The 16,882-nt window shown below is 64.1% G+C and carries 16 protein-coding genes; 7 read left to right on the top strand and 9 right to left on the bottom strand.

The window, feature by feature from the left end; genetic code table 11:
- Positions 1-62: 62 nt before the first annotated feature.
- The 3 genes from ACQY7X_RS14350 to ACQY7X_RS14340 all read right to left on the bottom strand — a co-directional run bounded on the left by ACQY7X_RS14350 (position 63) and on the right by ACQY7X_RS14340 (position 3,713).
- On the bottom strand, positions 63-1,484 hold the full coding sequence (locus ACQY7X_RS14350; protein WP_428246098.1) for a DUF1217 domain-containing protein: 1,422 nt from the start codon (positions 1,482-1,484) through the stop codon (positions 63-65).
- Between the two features lie 179 nt (positions 1,485-1,663).
- Positions 1,664-2,872 carry an acyl-CoA dehydrogenase family protein gene (locus tag ACQY7X_RS14345; RefSeq protein WP_428246097.1) on the bottom strand — a complete coding sequence of 403 codons (1,209 nt, stop codon included), beginning with the start codon at positions 2,870-2,872 and terminating at the stop codon, positions 1,664-1,666.
- A gap of 106 nt (positions 2,873-2,978) precedes the next feature.
- The gene (locus tag ACQY7X_RS14340; protein WP_428246096.1) at positions 2,979-3,713 is read right to left on the bottom strand and encodes a DUF4197 domain-containing protein; all 735 of its coding nucleotides are present in this window, start codon (positions 3,711-3,713) and stop codon (positions 2,979-2,981) included.
- Positions 3,714-3,816: 103 nt separating this feature from the next.
- Between ACQY7X_RS14340 and ACQY7X_RS14335 the strand changes: the two genes are divergently transcribed.
- Positions 3,817-4,452, top strand: coding sequence for a TIGR02466 family protein (locus ACQY7X_RS14335; protein WP_428246095.1), 636 nt, complete (start codon positions 3,817-3,819; stop codon positions 4,450-4,452).
- 2 nt (positions 4,453-4,454) lie between these two features.
- On the top strand, positions 4,455-5,375 hold the full coding sequence (locus ACQY7X_RS14330) for a ketopantoate reductase family protein (RefSeq protein WP_428246094.1): 921 nt from the start codon (positions 4,455-4,457) through the stop codon (positions 5,373-5,375).
- On the opposite strand, the gene ACQY7X_RS14325 is transcribed toward ACQY7X_RS14330, so the two are convergent.
- The gene (locus ACQY7X_RS14325) at positions 5,332-6,165 is read right to left on the bottom strand and encodes an AraC family transcriptional regulator (RefSeq protein ID WP_428246093.1); all 834 of its coding nucleotides are present in this window, start codon (positions 6,163-6,165) and stop codon (positions 5,332-5,334) included. The two genes, ACQY7X_RS14330 and ACQY7X_RS14325, sit on opposite strands and share 44 nt — an antisense overlap.
- An 84-nt stretch (positions 6,166-6,249) precedes the next feature.
- On the opposite strand from ACQY7X_RS14325, the gene ACQY7X_RS14320 reads away from it, so the two are divergent.
- A complete protein-coding gene (locus ACQY7X_RS14320) occupies positions 6,250-6,660 on the top strand; it encodes a DUF2000 family protein (protein ID WP_428246092.1) in 411 nt (136 codons plus the stop codon).
- Here ACQY7X_RS14320 and ACQY7X_RS14315 read toward each other — a convergent pair.
- Together ACQY7X_RS14315 and ACQY7X_RS14310 are read right to left on the bottom strand one after the other, a co-directional pair.
- The gene (locus ACQY7X_RS14315) at positions 6,657-7,793 is read right to left on the bottom strand and encodes an aminotransferase (RefSeq protein WP_428246091.1); all 1,137 of its coding nucleotides are present in this window, start codon (positions 7,791-7,793) and stop codon (positions 6,657-6,659) included. The genes ACQY7X_RS14320 and ACQY7X_RS14315 overlap by 4 nt on opposite strands.
- Positions 7,794-7,801: 8 nt before the next feature.
- Positions 7,802-9,316: a malonate--CoA ligase gene (locus ACQY7X_RS14310; RefSeq protein WP_428246090.1), complete on the bottom strand. Its 1,515-nt coding sequence runs from the start codon at positions 9,314-9,316 to the stop codon at positions 7,802-7,804.
- 148 nt (positions 9,317-9,464) lie between these two features.
- Here ACQY7X_RS14310 and ACQY7X_RS14305 point away from each other — a divergent pair, with 148 nt between their 5' ends.
- The gene (locus ACQY7X_RS14305) at positions 9,465-10,274 is read left to right on the top strand and encodes a DUF4394 domain-containing protein (RefSeq protein ID WP_428246089.1); all 810 of its coding nucleotides are present in this window, start codon (positions 9,465-9,467) and stop codon (positions 10,272-10,274) included.
- Positions 10,274-10,621, top strand: a complete 348-nt coding sequence (locus ACQY7X_RS14300) for a cupredoxin domain-containing protein (protein WP_428246088.1) — start codon at positions 10,274-10,276, stop codon at positions 10,619-10,621. Before ACQY7X_RS14305 ends, ACQY7X_RS14300 begins: the two co-directional genes overlap by 1 nt.
- On the opposite strand, the gene mtgA is transcribed toward ACQY7X_RS14300, so the two are convergent.
- Positions 10,608-11,300, bottom strand: a complete 693-nt coding sequence (gene mtgA, locus ACQY7X_RS14295; protein WP_428246087.1) for a monofunctional biosynthetic peptidoglycan transglycosylase — start codon at positions 11,298-11,300, stop codon at positions 10,608-10,610. The genes ACQY7X_RS14300 and mtgA overlap by 14 nt on opposite strands.
- Positions 11,301-11,415: 115 nt before the next feature.
- Here mtgA and ACQY7X_RS14290 point away from each other — a divergent pair, with 115 nt between their 5' ends.
- Positions 11,416-15,273 (top strand): NahK/ErcS family hybrid sensor histidine kinase/response regulator, encoded by a 3,858-nt coding sequence (locus tag ACQY7X_RS14290; RefSeq protein ID WP_428246086.1) that lies wholly within the window; start codon positions 11,416-11,418, stop codon positions 15,271-15,273.
- A gap of 11 nt (positions 15,274-15,284) precedes the next feature.
- On the opposite strand, the gene ACQY7X_RS14285 is transcribed toward ACQY7X_RS14290, so the two are convergent.
- The gene (locus ACQY7X_RS14285; RefSeq protein ID WP_428246085.1) at positions 15,285-15,932 is read right to left on the bottom strand and encodes a response regulator transcription factor; all 648 of its coding nucleotides are present in this window, start codon (positions 15,930-15,932) and stop codon (positions 15,285-15,287) included.
- Positions 15,933-16,024: 92 nt separating this feature from the next.
- On the opposite strand from ACQY7X_RS14285, the gene ACQY7X_RS14280 reads away from it, so the two are divergent.
- Positions 16,025-16,528 carry a PAS domain-containing protein gene (locus tag ACQY7X_RS14280; protein ID WP_428246084.1) on the top strand — a complete coding sequence of 168 codons (504 nt, stop codon included), beginning with the start codon at positions 16,025-16,027 and terminating at the stop codon, positions 16,526-16,528.
- Here the strand turns inward: ACQY7X_RS14280 and ACQY7X_RS14275 are convergent.
- The gene (locus ACQY7X_RS14275) at positions 16,508-16,876 is read right to left on the bottom strand and encodes a hypothetical protein (RefSeq protein WP_428246083.1); all 369 of its coding nucleotides are present in this window, start codon (positions 16,874-16,876) and stop codon (positions 16,508-16,510) included. The two genes, ACQY7X_RS14280 and ACQY7X_RS14275, sit on opposite strands and share 21 nt — an antisense overlap.
- Positions 16,877-16,882 lie beyond the last annotated feature (6 nt).

Here is a 16,882-nt window from a genome sequence, read left to right as displayed (position 1 = left end):
GAGTCGGCGGGTTTTAAGCCCTGGAGGTAGAAACGTCAATTGCGGCTGACGCTACAATTTGCTTATGAGAACAAGTTCAGCAGGTAGCTGTTGCTGCCGCTGGACGTACCGCTGTCTTTCAGCACCAGATAACGCGATACCAGCTTTTCTACCGCATTACTGTCACTTTTCAGCTCGGCCAGGTCCACTTTGGTCTCAACGGCGGCGACCTGGGCGTCCTCTTCCTGGTAGGCGATTTCCTTCGGAATCGCATTCGCCACCGTCACCACCTCGCGCATCACGGAGTCGGCCAGCAGGCTGACCGTGGAGGTGGCCGACTGGATGCGGCGGCTGAATTCGATGGCGGCACGCACGCCCGGCGCCTGCTCATCCAGATGACGCTCATATTCAAGCTGCTGATATTTCTGCACCAGGCTGTCGGTAGTGCTGGAACTGGTGAGCTTGGTCATACCGTTCGCCGCCACATCGAGGTCCTGCGCCAGTTGCTTGAAGCGGGTATCCTCGAAGCGATTGGCCAGTGAATCCACGTCGGTCAGATCGCTTTCCAGTATCTTGCGGATCTTGCCGGGATACTGCGCCTCATCCTCAAGGTCATAGGCGCTGAGCACGAAGTTGAGCAACCGGCTGTTGGCGAACAGATCGTCCAGCGATTTCACGCTGCCGATATTGTCCTTGTAGTAGGTGATCTCGCGCTGCACATCGCTGCGGTTGATGAAAATCTGATAATCCTGCCCGTCATACTCATAGGCTTGGCTCGTGCTGGTGCTGGCTGCCGTCTCGGTCAACAATGTCTTGGTCTTGGCCTTGGCATAGGCGGCGGCATCGCTGGCGGCGATATCGCCGGCCTGGATTATCCTGCCACCGGAATCCAGCACCGCCTGGCCATTCAGGCTGACGGTGACGCCCTGCAACTTCGCCAGCCCTGCCGGCAGGGCGGCCACCACATTGGCGCTGTTGGAGAGTGTGCCATCGGCCTCGTAGCCGACCAGGTTGCCATTCACATCGGTGAGGCTGTCGGTGGCGCCGAGATTGTATTTCTTCGCCAGTTCCAGTTCCCTGGCACTGCCCTGGCGCGCCACAGAACTCATGTCGTTGAGATCGCTGGTGAGAACATCCTTGAGCCGCTGCTTGTTGCTCAAGTAGAGATCGCTCATGCCATTGGCTTCGGCGAGTACACGGAGGAAACGGTCGTCATTGACCAATTCATCCACCGTGGTGGCCGATGCCGCCCGGTTCTGAAAATACTGGGCGTCGCTGGCGACCCTGGCATTATCCTGCTTGTAGAGAGTGTTGCGCGCCCGAATGGCGGCATTGTTCATTTCGCGGATCTGCTCGGCCACCACGCTGTCTTCGTTGGCCGCCGTTGTGCTGGCGCCATTGGCTTCCGCCGTCTGCTGCAGCTTCTTGTACATCGCCAGGGCCGAAGCCGAGCCGGTGCTGCTGGAGGAGGATGCGCTGTAGAGAATGCTTAGATCGAGTGCCATGCGCTGAAGCTAGCGCGCGCGCCGTGCCACGCCGAGGCGAAATGCAGATCAGCAACGCAGCGTTACACAAACGGCTTCAGCTCCTGTTAACCACGCGCCGAAATGCCTTGAAAAGCAAAGGCCTTGCCGGAAACCGGCAAGGCCTTTGTGTAACAGAGCGTAATACTGCTACAGCGCGATCAGAGGCCGAGGATCAGCTTCGACATGATGTTCCGCTGAATCTCGTTGGAGCCGGCATAGATCGAGACCTTGCGCATGTTGAAATAGCGCGGCGCCACGCCATCGGCATAATCGGGGCCGACACCGGGCTGGTTCGAGCCTTCCATCTGCGGCGTGAACGGCAGCGCATAATACCCCACCGCCTCGGCGGCGAGTTCGGTCACCATCTGCTGCAATTCGGTGCCGCGCGTCTTGAGCAGCGAGGAAGCAGCGCCGACATTCTGGCCGCTCTTGAACTGGCCGAGCACGCGCAACTCGGTCATTTCCAGCGCCATGATTTCGATTTCGCATTGCGCCAGCCTCGCACCGTAAGCCGGATCCTCGATCAGCGGTGTGCCATCGGGGCCACCCTCTGCGCGGGCAATCTTGCGCACATGCTTGAGACCGCGCTTCAGCATGCCGGAATAGGCATTGCCGCGTTCGAATTCCAGCAGATACTTGGCGCAGGTCCAGCCCTGGTTCAGTTCACCGACCAGATTCTCCTTCGGCACTTTCACATCGTCGAAGAAAACCTGGTTGACCTCCTGCATATGCGGGCCAGGCTCATCCAGCGTGATGATCGGCGCCACGGTAATGCCGGGCGACTTCATGTCGATCAGCAGGAAAGAAATGCCCTCCTGCGGCTTCTTGCTCTGGGCGGTGCGCACCAGGCAGAAGATCATGTCGGCATGCTGCGCTTCCGAGGTCCAGATCTTGCTGCCATTGCAGAGGAAATGATCGCCCTTGTCCTCCGCCTTCATCTGCAACGAGGCAAGATCGGAACCTGCACCCGGTTCGGAATAGCCCTGGCACCACCACACCTTGCTGGCCAGGATATCGGGCAGATACTTGGCCTTCTGCGCCGGCGTGCCGAATTTCATGATCACAGGCGCCAGCATGCGCGGGCCGAACGGCACCACGATGGGCGCACCAGCGGCGGTCATTTCCTGCTCGTAGATATAACGCTGGGTCGGTGTCCAGCCCGGACCGCCATGCTCCACCGGCCAGTTCGGCGCCAGCCAGCCCTTGGCCGAAAGCCGCTCCTGCCAGCGCTGATGCAGATGCTTGGCGATATAGCCGGTGCGCGTCCGGGCCATGGCGGCGCGCATCTCATCGTCGAAATGATCGGCGATAAACTGGCGCACCTCGCCCTGGAAGGCGGTTTCATCGGCGGCGAATTCGAGGTCCATTGTCTCCTCCCACTAGGCTTCTTTTGCCCGGAATATAGGCCCGGCGGCGCGGCGCGGCAAAGCCGCAGCCACCGCCAGTTGACTGGAATTCACCTGAAACCGGGAGCTAGCTGAAAACCTTGCGTAAAAGCTCGGTGCTGCGTGCCGCCGGATTGGTGCGGATCGCCGCTTCTTCCTTGGCGATGTAATGGAACAGGCCATCCAGGGCCTTTTCCAGCACATGGTCAGTGATATCCAGGCCGCCCACGCCGCCGCCAGGCAAGGCCGAGAGTTTATCCGTGACCGCGCGATAGGATTGCAGCGCGCCGACATCGCGCATGGCATTGTCGATCACCGGCCGCATCGCCGTGCTCAAGGGTTGGCTGGTGGTGCGGCGGAAATACTGCGTGGCGGCATCCTGCGGCCCCTGCAAAATACCTTGCGCATCCTGCAGCGACATATCGGAGATCGCCTTGACGAAGATATCACGTGCCTTCGGCGCCGCCGCTTCCGCCGCACGGTTCATGCGGGTTTCGAGGTCATCCACCAATCCGGCGCCGCCCACAGCCTGCAACAACGACTTGCCCTTGGCCAGCATGCCGGGCAGCGGGATATGGATCGCCGGATCCTTGAGGTAGCCATCATTCTTGCCGACCTGGCCGATGGTGCGCTCGGACGCCACCTTCAAAGCTTCGCGCAGCCCGGCCGTGGCGTCGGCATCGCTCACCTTGCCGCTGCTGCTGCCACCGAGCTTGCCGGTGAGATTGGAAAGATCGCCGGCCGATTTCGGCAGGCTGAACTGCGCCGCCGCCGGCAGCGCCAGCAGCACCAGGGCACATCCGAATAGCGCGGATCGTTTCATGGTCTATCCTCCCGCTGAATGACCGGGCCATCATAGCGCAAGGCGGATCGGTTGGCATCGCCCGGCTGGTTGACATCATCCTGGCCGGGGCGGAAAACAGGCCATGCCGATCAAAACCCTGTTCCCGACGCAAATCTACAGCACCGCCCTGAAGCGGACCGGCCTTGCCATCCTGAACCAGCGCCTGGCGGATGAAAGCATGGCACTGGCCGATGCCGATGCCGCCGGCCAGGACTGGAGCACCCGCAACTATCTCGGTGGCTATACCTCCTATGGCAGCCATTGCCGGTTGCACCTGATCTCGCCGCTCTTCGCTGAGCTGGAGCGCGCCATCCGGCCACATGTGCGGCGCTATGCCGATGCCCTGGATTACGACCTGCAGCGCCGCCGCCTGGTGATGACCGATTGCTGGGTGAACATCATGCCGGCGCAGGTGATGCATGGCTCGCATCTGCATCCGCTCTCCTTCATCAGTGGCACTTACTATGTGCAGACGCCGCGCCAGGCCGCACCGCTGAAATTCGAGGATCCGCGTTTGGGGCTGCTGATGGCAGCGCCGCCGCGCCGCGCCGATGCCCCCGCGGCAAAGAAACCATTCGTGACGCACAAGGCGCGGGCCGGTCATCTGGTGCTGTTTGAAAGCTGGCTGCGCCATGAGGTGCCAGCCAGCGATGTGAAGGGCGAGCGGATTTCGATCAGCTTCAATTATGCCTGGGAAGACGGGGCGAAAGGAAAATGAGCATGCGCGTGGCAATCGTGGGCGTGGGCGGTGTGGGCGGCTATTTCGGCGGCCTGCTGGCGGAAAGCGGCGCCGATGTGGTGTTCATCGCACGCGGCGCACATCTCAAGGCGCTGCAACAGGATGGCCTCAGCATCGAAAGCAATGTACGCCCGCTGAAAAACCTGCCGATCCAGGTGACCGACGACCCGGCCAGCGTGAAACCCGCCGACCTGGTGCTGCTTTCGGTGAAGCTGTGGGACACTGAATCCGCATTGCAGCACGCCAAGCCGCTGGTGAAGCCGGATGGCGCCATCGCCTCGCTGCAAAACGGCATCGAAGCCGTGGACAAGGTGATGGCGGTCTATGGTAAGGCCGCAACACTCGGCGGCGTGGCGCATATCGCGGCACTGATCGAGAAACCCGGCGTGATCCGCCATAACGGCACCATGGCGAAGCTGACGCTCGGCGAAGTGGATGGCGGCAGGAGCGCCCGGCTGGATGCCTTCGCAGCCCTGGCCGAGACGGCCAAGCTGGAACTGGCGCTGCCGGACGATATCCACCGCGCCATCTGGGACAAATTCGTGTTCCTGGCGAGTTTCTCCGGCCTAACGGCGCTGACCCGCAACAGCATCGGCCCGATCCTGGCCGAGCCGAAAACCCGCGCGCTCTACATCGCCGCCTTGCAGGAAGCCTGCGCCGTGGCGCGCGCCAAGGGCGTCGGCCTGGCGGCGGACCATTACGAACGCGCGCTCGGGCTGTCGGAAAAGCTGCCGGGCAGCATGAAAGCCTCGATGCTGGGCGACCTGGAACGCGGCAACAAGCTGGAACTGCCCTGGTTGTCTGGCGCAGTGGCGCGGCTGGGGGCCGAACTGGGCGTGCCGACGCCGACTCATGGCTTCATCCAGGCGGCATTGCAGCTTGCCGCCAACGGCCGGGCGTGACGCCATAGGCGGCCTTGAACTGGCGCGTGAAATGCGCCTGATCAGTGAAGCCTGAGGCCAGGGCCGCTTCCGCCAGGCTGGCACCGGCGACGATGCGGCGGCGAGCCTCGCGCAGGCGCTGCTGGCGGCGGTATTCGCTCGGACTCAGGCCATAGAGACGGCGGAAACCACGCGCCAGATGGAAACGGCTGATGCCGGCCTCCTGGGCCAACGCGGCGATGCCGATATCCTCCAGCAAGCTGGCTTCCAGCAGATCGCGGGCGCGGCGCAGGCCGGGAGCAGCCGGCGGCGCCCGCTTCGGCGCCAGGCCGGCATAGCGCGGCAGCAGGATACCCAGCACGCCAAGCAAGGCTTCGTCGCGGCGCAAGCGGCTATGTGGCTCGGCCAGGCTGTCGAAAGCCTCGGCAATCACCCGCGCCGCCACCTCATCCTGCGCCAGCGGCTGATAGAACAATGGCTCCGCGCCCGGCGCACCGAAGCCCTCGCCACCCAGATCGCGCAGCAGCGCCACCGGCAGGTAGAGCATGCGGTAGGTGAAGCCGCCGGCATCGGTGGGGCGGCCATCATGCACTTCGGCCGGATTGAACAACATCAGGGCGCCAGGCCGTGTGCTGTAGTTGCCACCCCGGCAGCGATAGCTCTGGGAACCGCTCTCGGTCATGCCGATGGCATAGGTTTCATGGGCGTGGCGGTCATAAGCATGCTGCACGAAACGGGCGCGCAGCGCCTCCAGGCCGGTGGCCGAATCTGCCACCAGCTTCACCCATTCATCTGCCTGACGGATGCTCATGCAGGGATTCTGGGGCCGAGCGCCCGGCTTGGCAAGGTCACATCCATGCAAGACGGGCCGGGCCTGGGGAACTAAACTGCCCCCATGCAGTTTGATACCAAGATCGCCCTGGCGCTGCGCGCCGACCTCCCCGTCTGGCAGAAACTCAATGTCGCCGCCTTCCTGGCCAGCGGCATCACCGGCAGCGACCCTGCCCTGCTTGGCGAACCCTACCAGGATGCCTCGGGCAACAAGTATCTGCGGCTGATGCGCCAGCCGATGCTGGTCTTTGCCGCAGATAGCGCCGAGCTGACCCGCGCCCATGCCCGGGCGCTGGAGCGCGGTGTGAAAATGGCGGTCTATATCGAGCCGATGTTCTCAACCGGGCATGACGCCGCCAACCGCGAAACCGTGGCGGCATGCCAGGCCGGTGAATTGCCGCTGGTCGGCATCGCCCTGCATGACGAGCGCAAGCTGGTCGACAAGGTGCTCAAGGGCCTGAAGCTGCACCCTTAGGCATAGGCTTTCAAACGTTTGGCAGCTTCGTCGAGCGTCGCATTGGTCTTGGCGAAGCAAAAGCGCACCACGCTGCGCACATGATTCTCGGCATAGAAGGCGCTGACCGGGATCGCCGCCACGCCAGCCTCGGCAACCAGCTTCTGGCAATAGGCGGAGTCATCGGCACCCGCACCGAGATCGACATTAACGAAATAAGTGCCCTGGCTCGGCAGCACGGTGAAGCCGGCTTCGCTGAGGCTTTTCGAGAAGCGGTCGCGCGCCGCCTGCAAGTCGGCGCGCATGCCGGCATAGTAGTCATCATCCTTCATCAGGCCATAGGCCACGGCGGCCTGTAGGTTCGGCGGCGTGGTGAAGGTGACGAACTGATGCGCCTTGGCCAGCACACGCATGATCTTCGGCGCGGCAACGACCAAGCCGACCTTCCAGCCGGTGAGCGAGAAAATCTTGCCCGCCGAGCCGATCTTGATGCAGCGGTCGCGCAGGCCCGGCAGGCCGATCAACGGCTGATGCTGGCGGCCATCGAAAATCACATGCTCCCAAACCTCGTCGCAGATCGCGATGGCGTCATGCTCGATCAGAAAACGGCCAAGCAGTTCCAGGTCCTCGCGCGGAAAAATGCTACCCGCCGGATTGAGCGGGTTGTTCAGCAGCACGGCACGGGTCTTGGGCGTGAAGGCGGCGCGCAAATCCTCCTCGGTGATGCGCCAATGCGGTGGCTTCAGCGTCACGAAGCGCGGCACGCCGCCGGCCCGCTGCACCAGCGGCAGATAGGCATCATACATCGGCTGGAACAGCACCACTTCATCGCCCGGCTGCAACACCGCCATCAAGGCATCCGCCAACGCCTCGGTGGCACCCGAGGTCACCATCACCTCGGTTTCCCAATCGATATCCAGACCCTGGAACCGCTTGTAATGCGCGGCAATGGCCTGGCGCAGTTCCGGGATGCCCATCATCGGCGGATACTGGTTCCAGCCATGCACCACCGCTTCCGCCGCCTTCTCGCGCACATCCAGCGGCCCCGGATCATCGGGGAAGCCCTGGCCCAGATTCACCGCCTGATGCTCGCGCGCCAGCCGGCTCATGGTTTCGAAAATGGTGGTGGGGATATCGGCAAAGATCGGATTCATGATGACGCTTACTTGTATAGGTCCTTGAACTGGTCGCGGAGCAGGTTCTTCTGCACCTTGCCCATGGTGTTGCGTGGCAGGTCATCCATGAAGATGACGCGCTTGGGCTGCTTGAACTTGGCCAGGCGGCCTTCCAGCGCCTTGAGCACGGCGGCTTCATCCAGCGGCGAGGCCTTGTCCTTCACCACCACGGCCGTCACGCCTTCGCCGAAATCCTTGTGCGCCACGCCAACCACGGCGCTTTCGATCACGCCCGGCATGCCATCGATCTCGGTTTCCACTTCCTTCGGATACACGTTGTAGCCGCCGGAAATGATCAGGTCCTTGCCACGGCCGACGATATGCACATAGCCCCTGTCATCCACCTTGCCGAGATCGCCGGTGATGAAGAAGCCGTCATCGCGGAACTCCGCCTTGGTCTTCTCCGGCATGCGCCAATAGCCCTGGAACACATTCGGGCCCTTCACCTCGATCATGCCAATGTCGTTGGTGGCGAGCAGTGTGCCGTTCTCCGGGTCGGCGATGCGCAGGGAAACCCCCGGCAGCGGGAAGCCCACCGTGCCGGCGATGCGTTCGCCGTCATAGGGGTTGGAGGTGTTCATGTTGGTCTCGGTCATACCGTAGCGTTCGAGGATGCGATGCCCGGTGCGGCCTTCCCATTCGCGATGCGTATCGGCCAGCAGCGGCGCCGAGCCGGAAATGAACAGCCGGATATGCTTGACCAGATCCTTGTTGAGCGCCGGATGCTCCAGCAGGCGGACATAGAAGGTCGGCACGCCCATCATGCTGGTGGCGCGCGGCAGCAGCTTGATCACCTGGTCGGCATCGAACTTGGGCAGGAACAGCATCGAGGCGCCGGCCAGCAGCACCACATTGGTGGCTACGAACAAGCCATGGGTATGGAAGATCGGCAGCGCATGCAGCAGCACATCCTTCGCCGTATAGCGCCAATAGGCCTGCAGCGTCTCGGCATTGGAGAACAGATTGGCATGGCTCAGCATCGCGCCCTTGGAGCGCCCGGTGGTGCCCGAGGTGTAGAGGATCGCCGCCAGGTCTTCCGGCTTGCGCTCGATCGGCGTGAAACTGTCGGCGGCGCCAGCAATGGCATCCATCAGCGTGCCATCGGCCTTGCCGCCGAGCGTGAGGCAATGCGCCACGCCCAGCCTGGCCGCGAGCGCGTCGAGTTCTTCCGCGCCCTTCGGCCGGCCGACGACAACGCGCGGCTCGGCATCGCCGATGAAGTATTCCAGTTCGGCCAGCGTGTAGCCGACATTAAGCGGTAAGTAGACACCACCAGCCGCAACCACACCGAGATAGAGAATCAGTGCTTCCGGCGACTTGTCCAACTGCACGGCAACGCGATCGCCCGGCTGCACGCCCAACCGCACCAGCGTATTGGCGAAGCGCGCCGCCAGCTTGAAGGCATCGGCATAGCTGAAGATGCGACCGTCATCGGCCTCAATGAACGTCTTGGACGGGTCGCTCACCCGCGCCTGAACTAAACTGACAAGATTGTGATTCATCCCGGTCGTCCCGTTATCCCCTTCCAGGGGTTCGATTTCGGCCCCATTACGGCCAAGGAGAGTGGCTTGTGCAAGGCCTGGGATGATCCGATTTGGCTGAAATTCCGTACCTATCATGGTAATATCCCGGTCGCTCAAGGAGGAATCTATGCGCCCCGTAACCGCCACCCGTTTTGGCCTGTCGCTCGGCCTCGGCCTCGGGCTTGCTGCCGTCCTTGCCGCCCCGGCCCAGGCGCTTGATCTGGCTGCCCTGAACAACCGCAACGAGTTGGTGCTGTTCACCGACAAGGCGCCCGCCAAGGCAACAACACTGCCGATCACCGGCGTGGAAGGCAAAATCCTCGGCATCGACCTGCGCCCGGCCAACAACACGCTGTATGGCCTCAGTTCCTCAGGCATGCTCTACACCATCGACACCAAGACCGGCGCCGCCAAGGCCGGTGCCAAGCTGAACGTGGCGCTGGATGCCATCGATGCGCTGGTGGTCGATTTCAACCCGCAGGCCGACCGGCTGCGCGTGATCGGCTCGACAGGACAGAATCTGCGCGTGAATGTCGATAACGGCCAGACCATCGTGGACGGCAAGCTGGCCTACAGCGCCAAGGATGCGGCTGCCGGCAAGACGCCGATGGTCACGGCCGGCGCCTATATCAATTCCTATGCCGGCGCCAAGCAGACACAGTTGTTCGAATTCGACAGCGGCCTGCCGGCCTATATCGTGCAGGACCCGCCGAATGACGGCCAGTTGCGCAGCGTGATGGCACTGAAGCTGGACAAGGGCGTGGTGATCAGCGGCATCGACATCTACACCGATGCGAAGGACGATTATCACGGCTTCGCGGTGATCGGCGCGTCGCTCTACCGCTTCGATGTCGGCACCGGCAAGATCCGCCGCGCCGGCACGGTCGGCAAGGGCGACGCCGCCCTGATCGACATCGCCGTGCTCAATCTGCGCTGATGAGCCTGATCCGTCCACACGACCTGCTGCTCGGCCTGGCCCTGGGTATCCTGGGGCTGGGTCTCCTGCCCGCGACCGGCATCGGACAGGCCAATCAAGCCGCGATCCGGCAGCAGGGCATCGCCTTCGCCCCGGGCACGGCACGCATTTCAGTTGGCGGCAAGGTGGTGTTCGAGAACCGCGATCCGTTCGCGCATAATGTCTACTCGCCTACCGCCGGCGGCACCTTCGATATCGGCCTGCAGGAGCCTGGTGCCGAAACCACGGTCAGCTTCGCCAAGGCCGGTACCTATGAAGTGCGATGCCGTATCCATCCGAAGATGCGGGCTGAAATTACCGTGAAGTAGTGAAACAGCCGGTCTGCCCTGGTCCGAGCTGACCAATGCGGTTGCCGATTGTCGTCGCCCGCGCCTCGATATAGGCCGTGGGGCGCCCGGCACTCCAACGGATCGGGTTGGGCAGCACGGCGGCAAGGCGCGCCGCCTGCGCCTGGCTCAATTCCGCTGCCGGGCGGCCGAAATGCGCCTGTGCCGCCGCCTCGGCGCCGAAGATGCCCGGCCCCCACTCCGCGATATTGAGATAGATTTCTAGGATGCGCCGCTTCGGCCAGAACGCGTCCAAGGCCAATGCCAGCGGCGCCTCCAGTGCCTTGCGCACAAAGCCGCCGCCATTCCACAGAAACAGGTTGCGCGCCACCTGCATGCTGATGGTGCTGGCGCCACGCAGCCGTCCGGATTCCTGGTAATCCTCCACGGCATCGCGCACGGCCCCCAGATCGATCCCGGCATGCAGGCAGAAACGCGCATCCTCGGAAGCCACCACCGCCTGCCGCAGCGGTCGGGCAATATGCTCCAGGGCAACGGGGCGATAGCGGATGCTTTCGCCCTGCACGGCACGGATCGCCATCAGCGGCGTGGCCGGCGGATCGACCCAGCGATAAGCGATCAGCCCTGTTGCCCAGAGCAGCAGCAGGAAACCGAAGGCCAGCAGGAGCAGGCGCAGCAGGTGGCGGAACAGCCAGGTCATGCTGCCAGGAAAACCGCGAAACTGGGCAATTTCAAGGAATTGATCCCTGGACAGCGCCCGCCCCCGGGGGGTTTACTCGGACACGGGGCAAACAATCGGGGAGGCGAGGCACGGGATGCTGCAGGGCACGGCAATTTTGCTGCTGTCGCTGGCCTATCTCGGCCTGCTGTTTGCCATTGCCCATGCCGGCGACCGGCTGAGCCCGCGTTGGTATACCGGCCGCATCGGCGCCATCATCTATTCGCTGTCGCTGGCGATCTACTGCACATCCTGGACCTTCTACGGCTCGGTCGGCCGCGCCGCCACCGTCGGCGCCGATTTCATCCTGATCTATGTCGGCCCCATCCTGGCAATCACCGCCGGCTATCCGCTGATGCGCAAGATGATCGCGGTGTCGCGGCGCCAGAATGTCACCTCGATTGCCGACTTCCTCGGCTCGCGCTACGGCAAGAGCCGTGCCGTGGCGGTGCTGGCGACCCTGACCGCCGTGATCGGTGTGCTGCCCTATATCGCCTTGCAGATGCAGGCCGTTACCGTCACCTTCGAGGTGCTGGTGGGCAGCGACGTGGCGCAGCTGCTGAATGCCAGCCTGCCGCCACCCTGGCGCGACACCTCGATGTTCGTGGCCGCCATCATGGCCTTGTTCACCATCCTGTTCGGCGTGCGCAGCGTGCAGGCGACCGAACAGCATCGCGGCATGATGCTGGCGATTGCCTTCGAATCCCTGGTCAAGCTCGCCGCCCTGTTGCTGGTCGGCTGCTTCGTGGTGTTTGGTCTGTTCGATAACCCGGTGCGGCTGCTTTCCAGCATCGTCGATGCGCCGGACCTGACCCAGCGGCTTACCGCCGGCTTCGGCAGCAACTGGATCGTGATGACGATCCTTTCCGGTTTCGCCTTCCTCTGCCTGCCACGCCAGTTCCATGTCGCGGTGGTGGAGCATGGCGACCCCTCCTCGCTGCAGACGGCGCGCTGGCTGTTTCCGGTCTATCTCATCGCCATCAATATTTTCGTGGTGCCGATTGCCGCCGCCGGCATGCTGCTGATCGAGAAAGGCGCCAACCCGGATCTTTTTGTGATCACCCTGCCCCTGATGGCCGAACGGCAGGCAGTGGCGGCCTTCGCCTTCATCGGTGGCCTCTCGGCGGCTACCTCGATGGTGATCGTCGCCTGCATGGCGCTGTCGATCATGGTGTCGAACGAACTGGTCACGCCCTTCCTGCTGCGCTCGCGCGCGGGTGGCTCGGGCGAGGTCGGCCGCCTGGTGCTGAATGTACGCCGTGGTGCCGTGGTGGTGATCCTGCTGCTGGCCTACATCTACCACTCCTGGGTCGCAGGCCACCTGCCGCTGGCTTCCATCGGCATGATCTCGTTCTGCGCCGTGGCGAATTTCGCCCCTGCCGTGCTGCTCGGCCTCTATTGGCGCGGCGCGCACCGCTACGGCGTCATCGCCGGCCTGGCCGCCGGCTTCGCGGTGTGGCTCTACACCCTGCTGCTGCCATCCATCGAAGGCGCCAAACGCGGCAAGCCGATGCAGCCTCCCCTGGCCGATTACCTGCCGGCGCCGCTTGATGGCTTCGACCCGACTTTGCAGGGCTTCATCGCCTGCCAGATCGTCAACCTGATCCTGCTGGTGCTGGTGTCGCTGCTTTCAGCGCCGCGCGCGCGTGATATCGAGCAGGCGGAAATTTTCGTCTCCGGCGGCGATGGCGACCTGCCGCTGCCACCTGCCAATGACGACATGGCGCATGATCCACGCATCGAGGAATTGCGCGCCCTCGCCGCCCGCTTCCTCGGCGTCGACCGCGTGCAGCGTGCTTTCGGCAACCGCCGCATGAGCCTGCCGGAAGCCGTGGCCTTCACCGAACATCTGCTGTCCGGTGCCATCGGTGCCGCCTCGGCGCGCATCGTGATGGCCTCGGCGCAGGCCAAGGGCAACCTCAGCCCGCGCGCCGCCCGCGCCATGCTGGGCGAGGCCTCCGAAGCCATCCGCCACAATCTCGATCTGCTGCGCACCACGCTGGATCATATCGGCCAGGGCATCGGCGTGTTCGACAACCAGCGCCGGCTGGCGGCCTGGAATCAGCGTTTCTTTGATCTGCTCGGCCTGCCGCCGAACCTCGCCGAGATTGGCGTGCGGGTCGATGACATGGCGGCGCATGGCACGCCGGAACTCGCGCATATCCTTGCCGCCCATGGCCCACGCCCGAGTGCCGCCGGCAGCAAGCTCGGCAGCCGCATCCATGAACGCCGCCGCGGCGATGGCGTGGTGCTGGAAATCCGCATCGATCCGATGCCCGATGGCGGCTTCGTCGCCACCTGTACCGACGTGACCGAACGCGTGCGCGCGGCGGAAGCCCTGCGTGCTTCCGAACGCGCCATCCGCGTCTATACCGACAACGTGCCGGTGCTGATTGCCTATGTCGACCGCGACGAGCGTTACCGCTTCACCAACATGCCGTTTCGCCGCGCCTTGAACCTGCCGCAGGAGCAAATCGACGGCAAGCCGATCCGCGAGATGCTGTCGGCTGAACGCTATGAAAGGCTGCGGCCCTATATCGATGCGGCGCTGGCCGGGCGGCGGCAGAGTTTTGAAATCGAATTCCCCACCAACGATGAAAAGATCGAGGTGGCGCAGGGCACCTATATTCCGCACCGCGATGCCAGCGGCAGCATCGCCGGATTCTTCCTGCTCTACCAGGACATCACGGAACGCCGCCGCGCCGATGCCGCCTTGCGCGCCGCCTATGCCAGCCTGGAGCGCCGTGTCGCTGAGCGTACCGCCGAACTGGAGAAATCCCGCGCCGAAGCCGAAGCCGCCAATCTGGGCAAGACCCGCTTCCTGGCGGCTGCCAGCCATGACCTGCTGCAGCCACTGCATGCCGCGCGGCTGTTCACCGCCGCGCTGGGCGAGCGGGCGCCGGAGAATGATCTGGTATCGCGCATCGACCATGGCCTCGGTGCCGTGGAGGCCCTGCTTGATGCGTTGCTCGATATTTCCAAGCTGGATGCCGGTGCGGTACGCCCGGAACCGCGCCCGGTGGCGCTGGATCCGCTGCTTGGTTCACTGGCTGTAGCCTTCGCACCGCTGGCGGCGCGGCGCGGTGTTGCACTGAAAATGGTGCCAACCCATCTGACGGTGCAGAGCGATCCGGCGCTGCTGCGCCGCGTGTTGCAGAATTTCGTCGCCAATGCCATCCGCTATTGCCGCCTCGATGCCGGCAATCGCCGCGTGCTGATCGGCTGCCGCCGTGCCGGCGATGCCGTGCGCATCGAAGTTTGGGATAATGGCCCCGGGATTCCGGCCGATAAGCGCGACGTGATCTTCCAGGAATTCGCCCGCCTGGAAAATCCGCAGGTGGATGCTGGCGAGCGTGGCCTCGGCCTTGGTCTTGCCATCGTCGAGCGCGTCGCCCGCATGCTCGACAGCCCGGTCACACTGCGCTCGGAAGTCGGGCGCGGCTCCGTCTTCGCCATCACCGTGCCGCTGGCCGCCGCCGAAGCGGCACCGCAACCAGCAGCGCAGCCGGTACCAAGCCTTGCCGCCACCAGCCTGCAAGGCTGCTTCGTGCTGTGCATCGACAATGAGGCTGGCGTGCGCGAGGCAATGCACACCCTGCTCGGCGGCTGGAATTGCGATGTGGCGGCGGTGGAGAATCTGGAAACCGCGCGACAGGCAGCAGCACAGCGCGGTCGCGGGCCAGACATCATCCTGGCTGATCTGCATTTGGGCGACGGCATGGAAGACCGCGCCGATGGCCTGGACGGCCTGGAAGTGATTGCCAGGCTGCGCCAGGATTGGAGCCGCCAGATTCCGGCGGTGTTGATCACCGCCGACCGCGCCCAAGACCTGCGCCGGCGTTGCCAGGACCTGGGCATCGACCTGTTGCACAAGCCGGTGCGGCCAGCAGCCTTGCGGGCGCTGATCAGCCAGCGCTGGCGCCCGGCGGCAAAGCTGGATGCCACCGGCGACTGAGTTATTTCTGCTTATTCTCCGCTGACCGAGAAACGCCGCGCCAGGATCACCGCCTGGGTACGGCTGCGCACACCGAGCTTCTTGAGAATGGCGGTGACATGCGCCTTCACAGTCGCTTCGCCGACAGACAGTTCATGGGCGATCTGCTTGTTCAGCTTGCCTTGGGAGAGCAGGTTCAGCACGCGCAATTGCTGCGGCGTCAGATCCGCGACACGGCGCGGGAAATCATCATCCGAGCCCTCCGCCTCTTCGGCTTCCGCCGGCAGCCACACATCCCCATCCAGCACGGCCTGCAAGGCCGAGGATATGGTTTCCAGAGCCGCTGATTTCGGCACGAAGGCGGCGGCGCCGAAATCCATGGCGCGGCGCATCACCGCCGGCTCGCGGGTGGACGAGACGATGGCCACCGGAATGGCCGGGTAATCGGCCCGCACCCCGGCCAGGCCGGCAAAGCCATCCATGCCGGGCATATCAAGGTCCAGGATCAGCAGGTCGACGGCTTCCAGGCGATCAAGCTCGGCCCGGGCCTCGTGCAGGTTAGCGGCGCCAACCACGCGGGCACCGGTCAGGGATTGCCGCAGCGCACCGGAAAGCGCCTCGCGCACCAGCGGGTGGTCATCGGCAATAATGATGGTAAGCGGCGCTTCAGCCACGGTCACCCCGGTCCCTTCCCTGAAGTCAACCTAGCCGCCAGCGGTGGACCGCGCAAGCTCGCGAGCCTACCATGCTGCTTCGATCTTAGGAGAGTCCCTTGTATCCCGCTCCGCTGGATAAATGCCTGCCGGAACTGCGCGCGCTGTACGACTACTGGCGCGGCAAACGCCAGGGCCGGCCTTTCCCTGCCCGCGCCGAGATCGAACCGCTGGAGATTCCGCGGTTGCTGGAACATATCGGCCTGATCGATGTGACCGGAGATGGCGAGGATTATCACTATCGTCTGGTCGGCACCGGGATCGCCCGAGCCTTCGGCGAGGACCCGACCGGCAGGCAAGTCGGCGCCTCCACGGGGGGCAGCTATGCCAATGTGATCCGCGATGCCTGCCGCCGCTGCTGGGAAACCGCGCAGCCAGTGCTGTTTCGCGGCGTCTACCGCACCCGGGAGCATAACTATCTCTGGGCCGAGCGGCTGCTGCTGCCGCTGGGCGTGGCGGCACGGCCGAACATGCTGCTGTTCTGCCTGGTGCTGCGCCAGACGGAAACCGATTACCGGCTGGAGAATACGCGGATCGAGCTGCTAGCCGAACCGCCGGAATGACAGGGTTTTCGGCGGCATGCCGGTGCAGCCCGAAAGCGTGAAAGCCTCGAACGGCTCGGCACGATAGACCGCCACGGCGCCGGCCTGGCGCAGCCGCTCGGCAAAGCCCGGCGTTTTATCGTCCACCACCAGCATGTTGGGCAGCCATAATTCACGCGCGATGGCGCCGCCGGCACGGCTGGCGGCTGCGAAGCTCTGCTCCCCGCCATGGCGCAGCGGGAATACCGCCAGCAGCCGGCCTTGCGCATCACCGGGCAGGTCTGCCTCACGCAGCGTGGACGACAGGCTGAAACCCCAGGCAGCCAGCGCCAGCAGCAGAAAGCCGGCAGCGAGCAGATGCCCGCGCATGGCCGC

The sequence above is a fragment of the Ferrovibrio sp. genome (genome assembly GCF_965278975.1).
Lineage (GTDB): Bacteria > Pseudomonadota > Alphaproteobacteria > Ferrovibrionales > Ferrovibrionaceae > Ferrovibrio.
The sequence above is the reverse complement of the archived record's forward strand: the minus strand, read 5'-3'. Positions and strand labels throughout refer to the sequence as shown.

Excerpts from the sequence above, each read along its gene's own strand:
- ACQY7X_RS14335 (WP_428246095.1), top strand. The coding sequence starts at position 3,817 with ATGCCGATCAAAACCCTGTTCCCGACGCAAATCTACAGCACCGCCCTG.
- ACQY7X_RS14290 (WP_428246086.1), top strand. The coding sequence starts at position 11,416 with ATGCTGCAGGGCACGGCAATTTTGCTGCTGTCGCTGGCCTATCTCGGC.
- ACQY7X_RS14320 (WP_428246092.1), top strand. The coding sequence starts at position 6,250 with ATGCAGTTTGATACCAAGATCGCCCTGGCGCTGCGCGCCGACCTCCCC.
- ACQY7X_RS14350 (WP_428246098.1), bottom strand. The coding sequence starts at position 1,484 with ATGGCACTCGATCTAAGCATTCTCTACAGCGCATCCTCCTCCAGCAGC.
- ACQY7X_RS14340 (WP_428246096.1), bottom strand. The coding sequence starts at position 3,713 with ATGAAACGATCCGCGCTATTCGGATGTGCCCTGGTGCTGCTGGCGCTG.
- ACQY7X_RS14310 (WP_428246090.1), bottom strand. The coding sequence starts at position 9,316 with ATGAATCACAATCTTGTCAGTTTAGTTCAGGCGCGGGTGAGCGACCCG.
- mtgA (WP_428246087.1), bottom strand. The coding sequence starts at position 11,300 with ATGACCTGGCTGTTCCGCCACCTGCTGCGCCTGCTCCTGCTGGCCTTC.
- ACQY7X_RS14330 (WP_428246094.1), top strand. The coding sequence starts at position 4,455 with ATGCGCGTGGCAATCGTGGGCGTGGGCGGTGTGGGCGGCTATTTCGGC.
- ACQY7X_RS14325 (WP_428246093.1), bottom strand. The coding sequence starts at position 6,165 with ATGAGCATCCGTCAGGCAGATGAATGGGTGAAGCTGGTGGCAGATTCG.
- ACQY7X_RS14275 (WP_428246083.1), bottom strand. The coding sequence starts at position 16,876 with ATGCGCGGGCATCTGCTCGCTGCCGGCTTTCTGCTGCTGGCGCTGGCT.
- ACQY7X_RS14315 (WP_428246091.1), bottom strand. The coding sequence starts at position 7,793 with ATGAATCCGATCTTTGCCGATATCCCCACCACCATTTTCGAAACCATG.
- ACQY7X_RS14305 (WP_428246089.1), top strand. The coding sequence starts at position 9,465 with ATGCGCCCCGTAACCGCCACCCGTTTTGGCCTGTCGCTCGGCCTCGGC.
- ACQY7X_RS14345 (WP_428246097.1), bottom strand. The coding sequence starts at position 2,872 with ATGGACCTCGAATTCGCCGCCGATGAAACCGCCTTCCAGGGCGAGGTG.
- ACQY7X_RS14300 (WP_428246088.1), top strand. The coding sequence starts at position 10,274 with ATGAGCCTGATCCGTCCACACGACCTGCTGCTCGGCCTGGCCCTGGGT.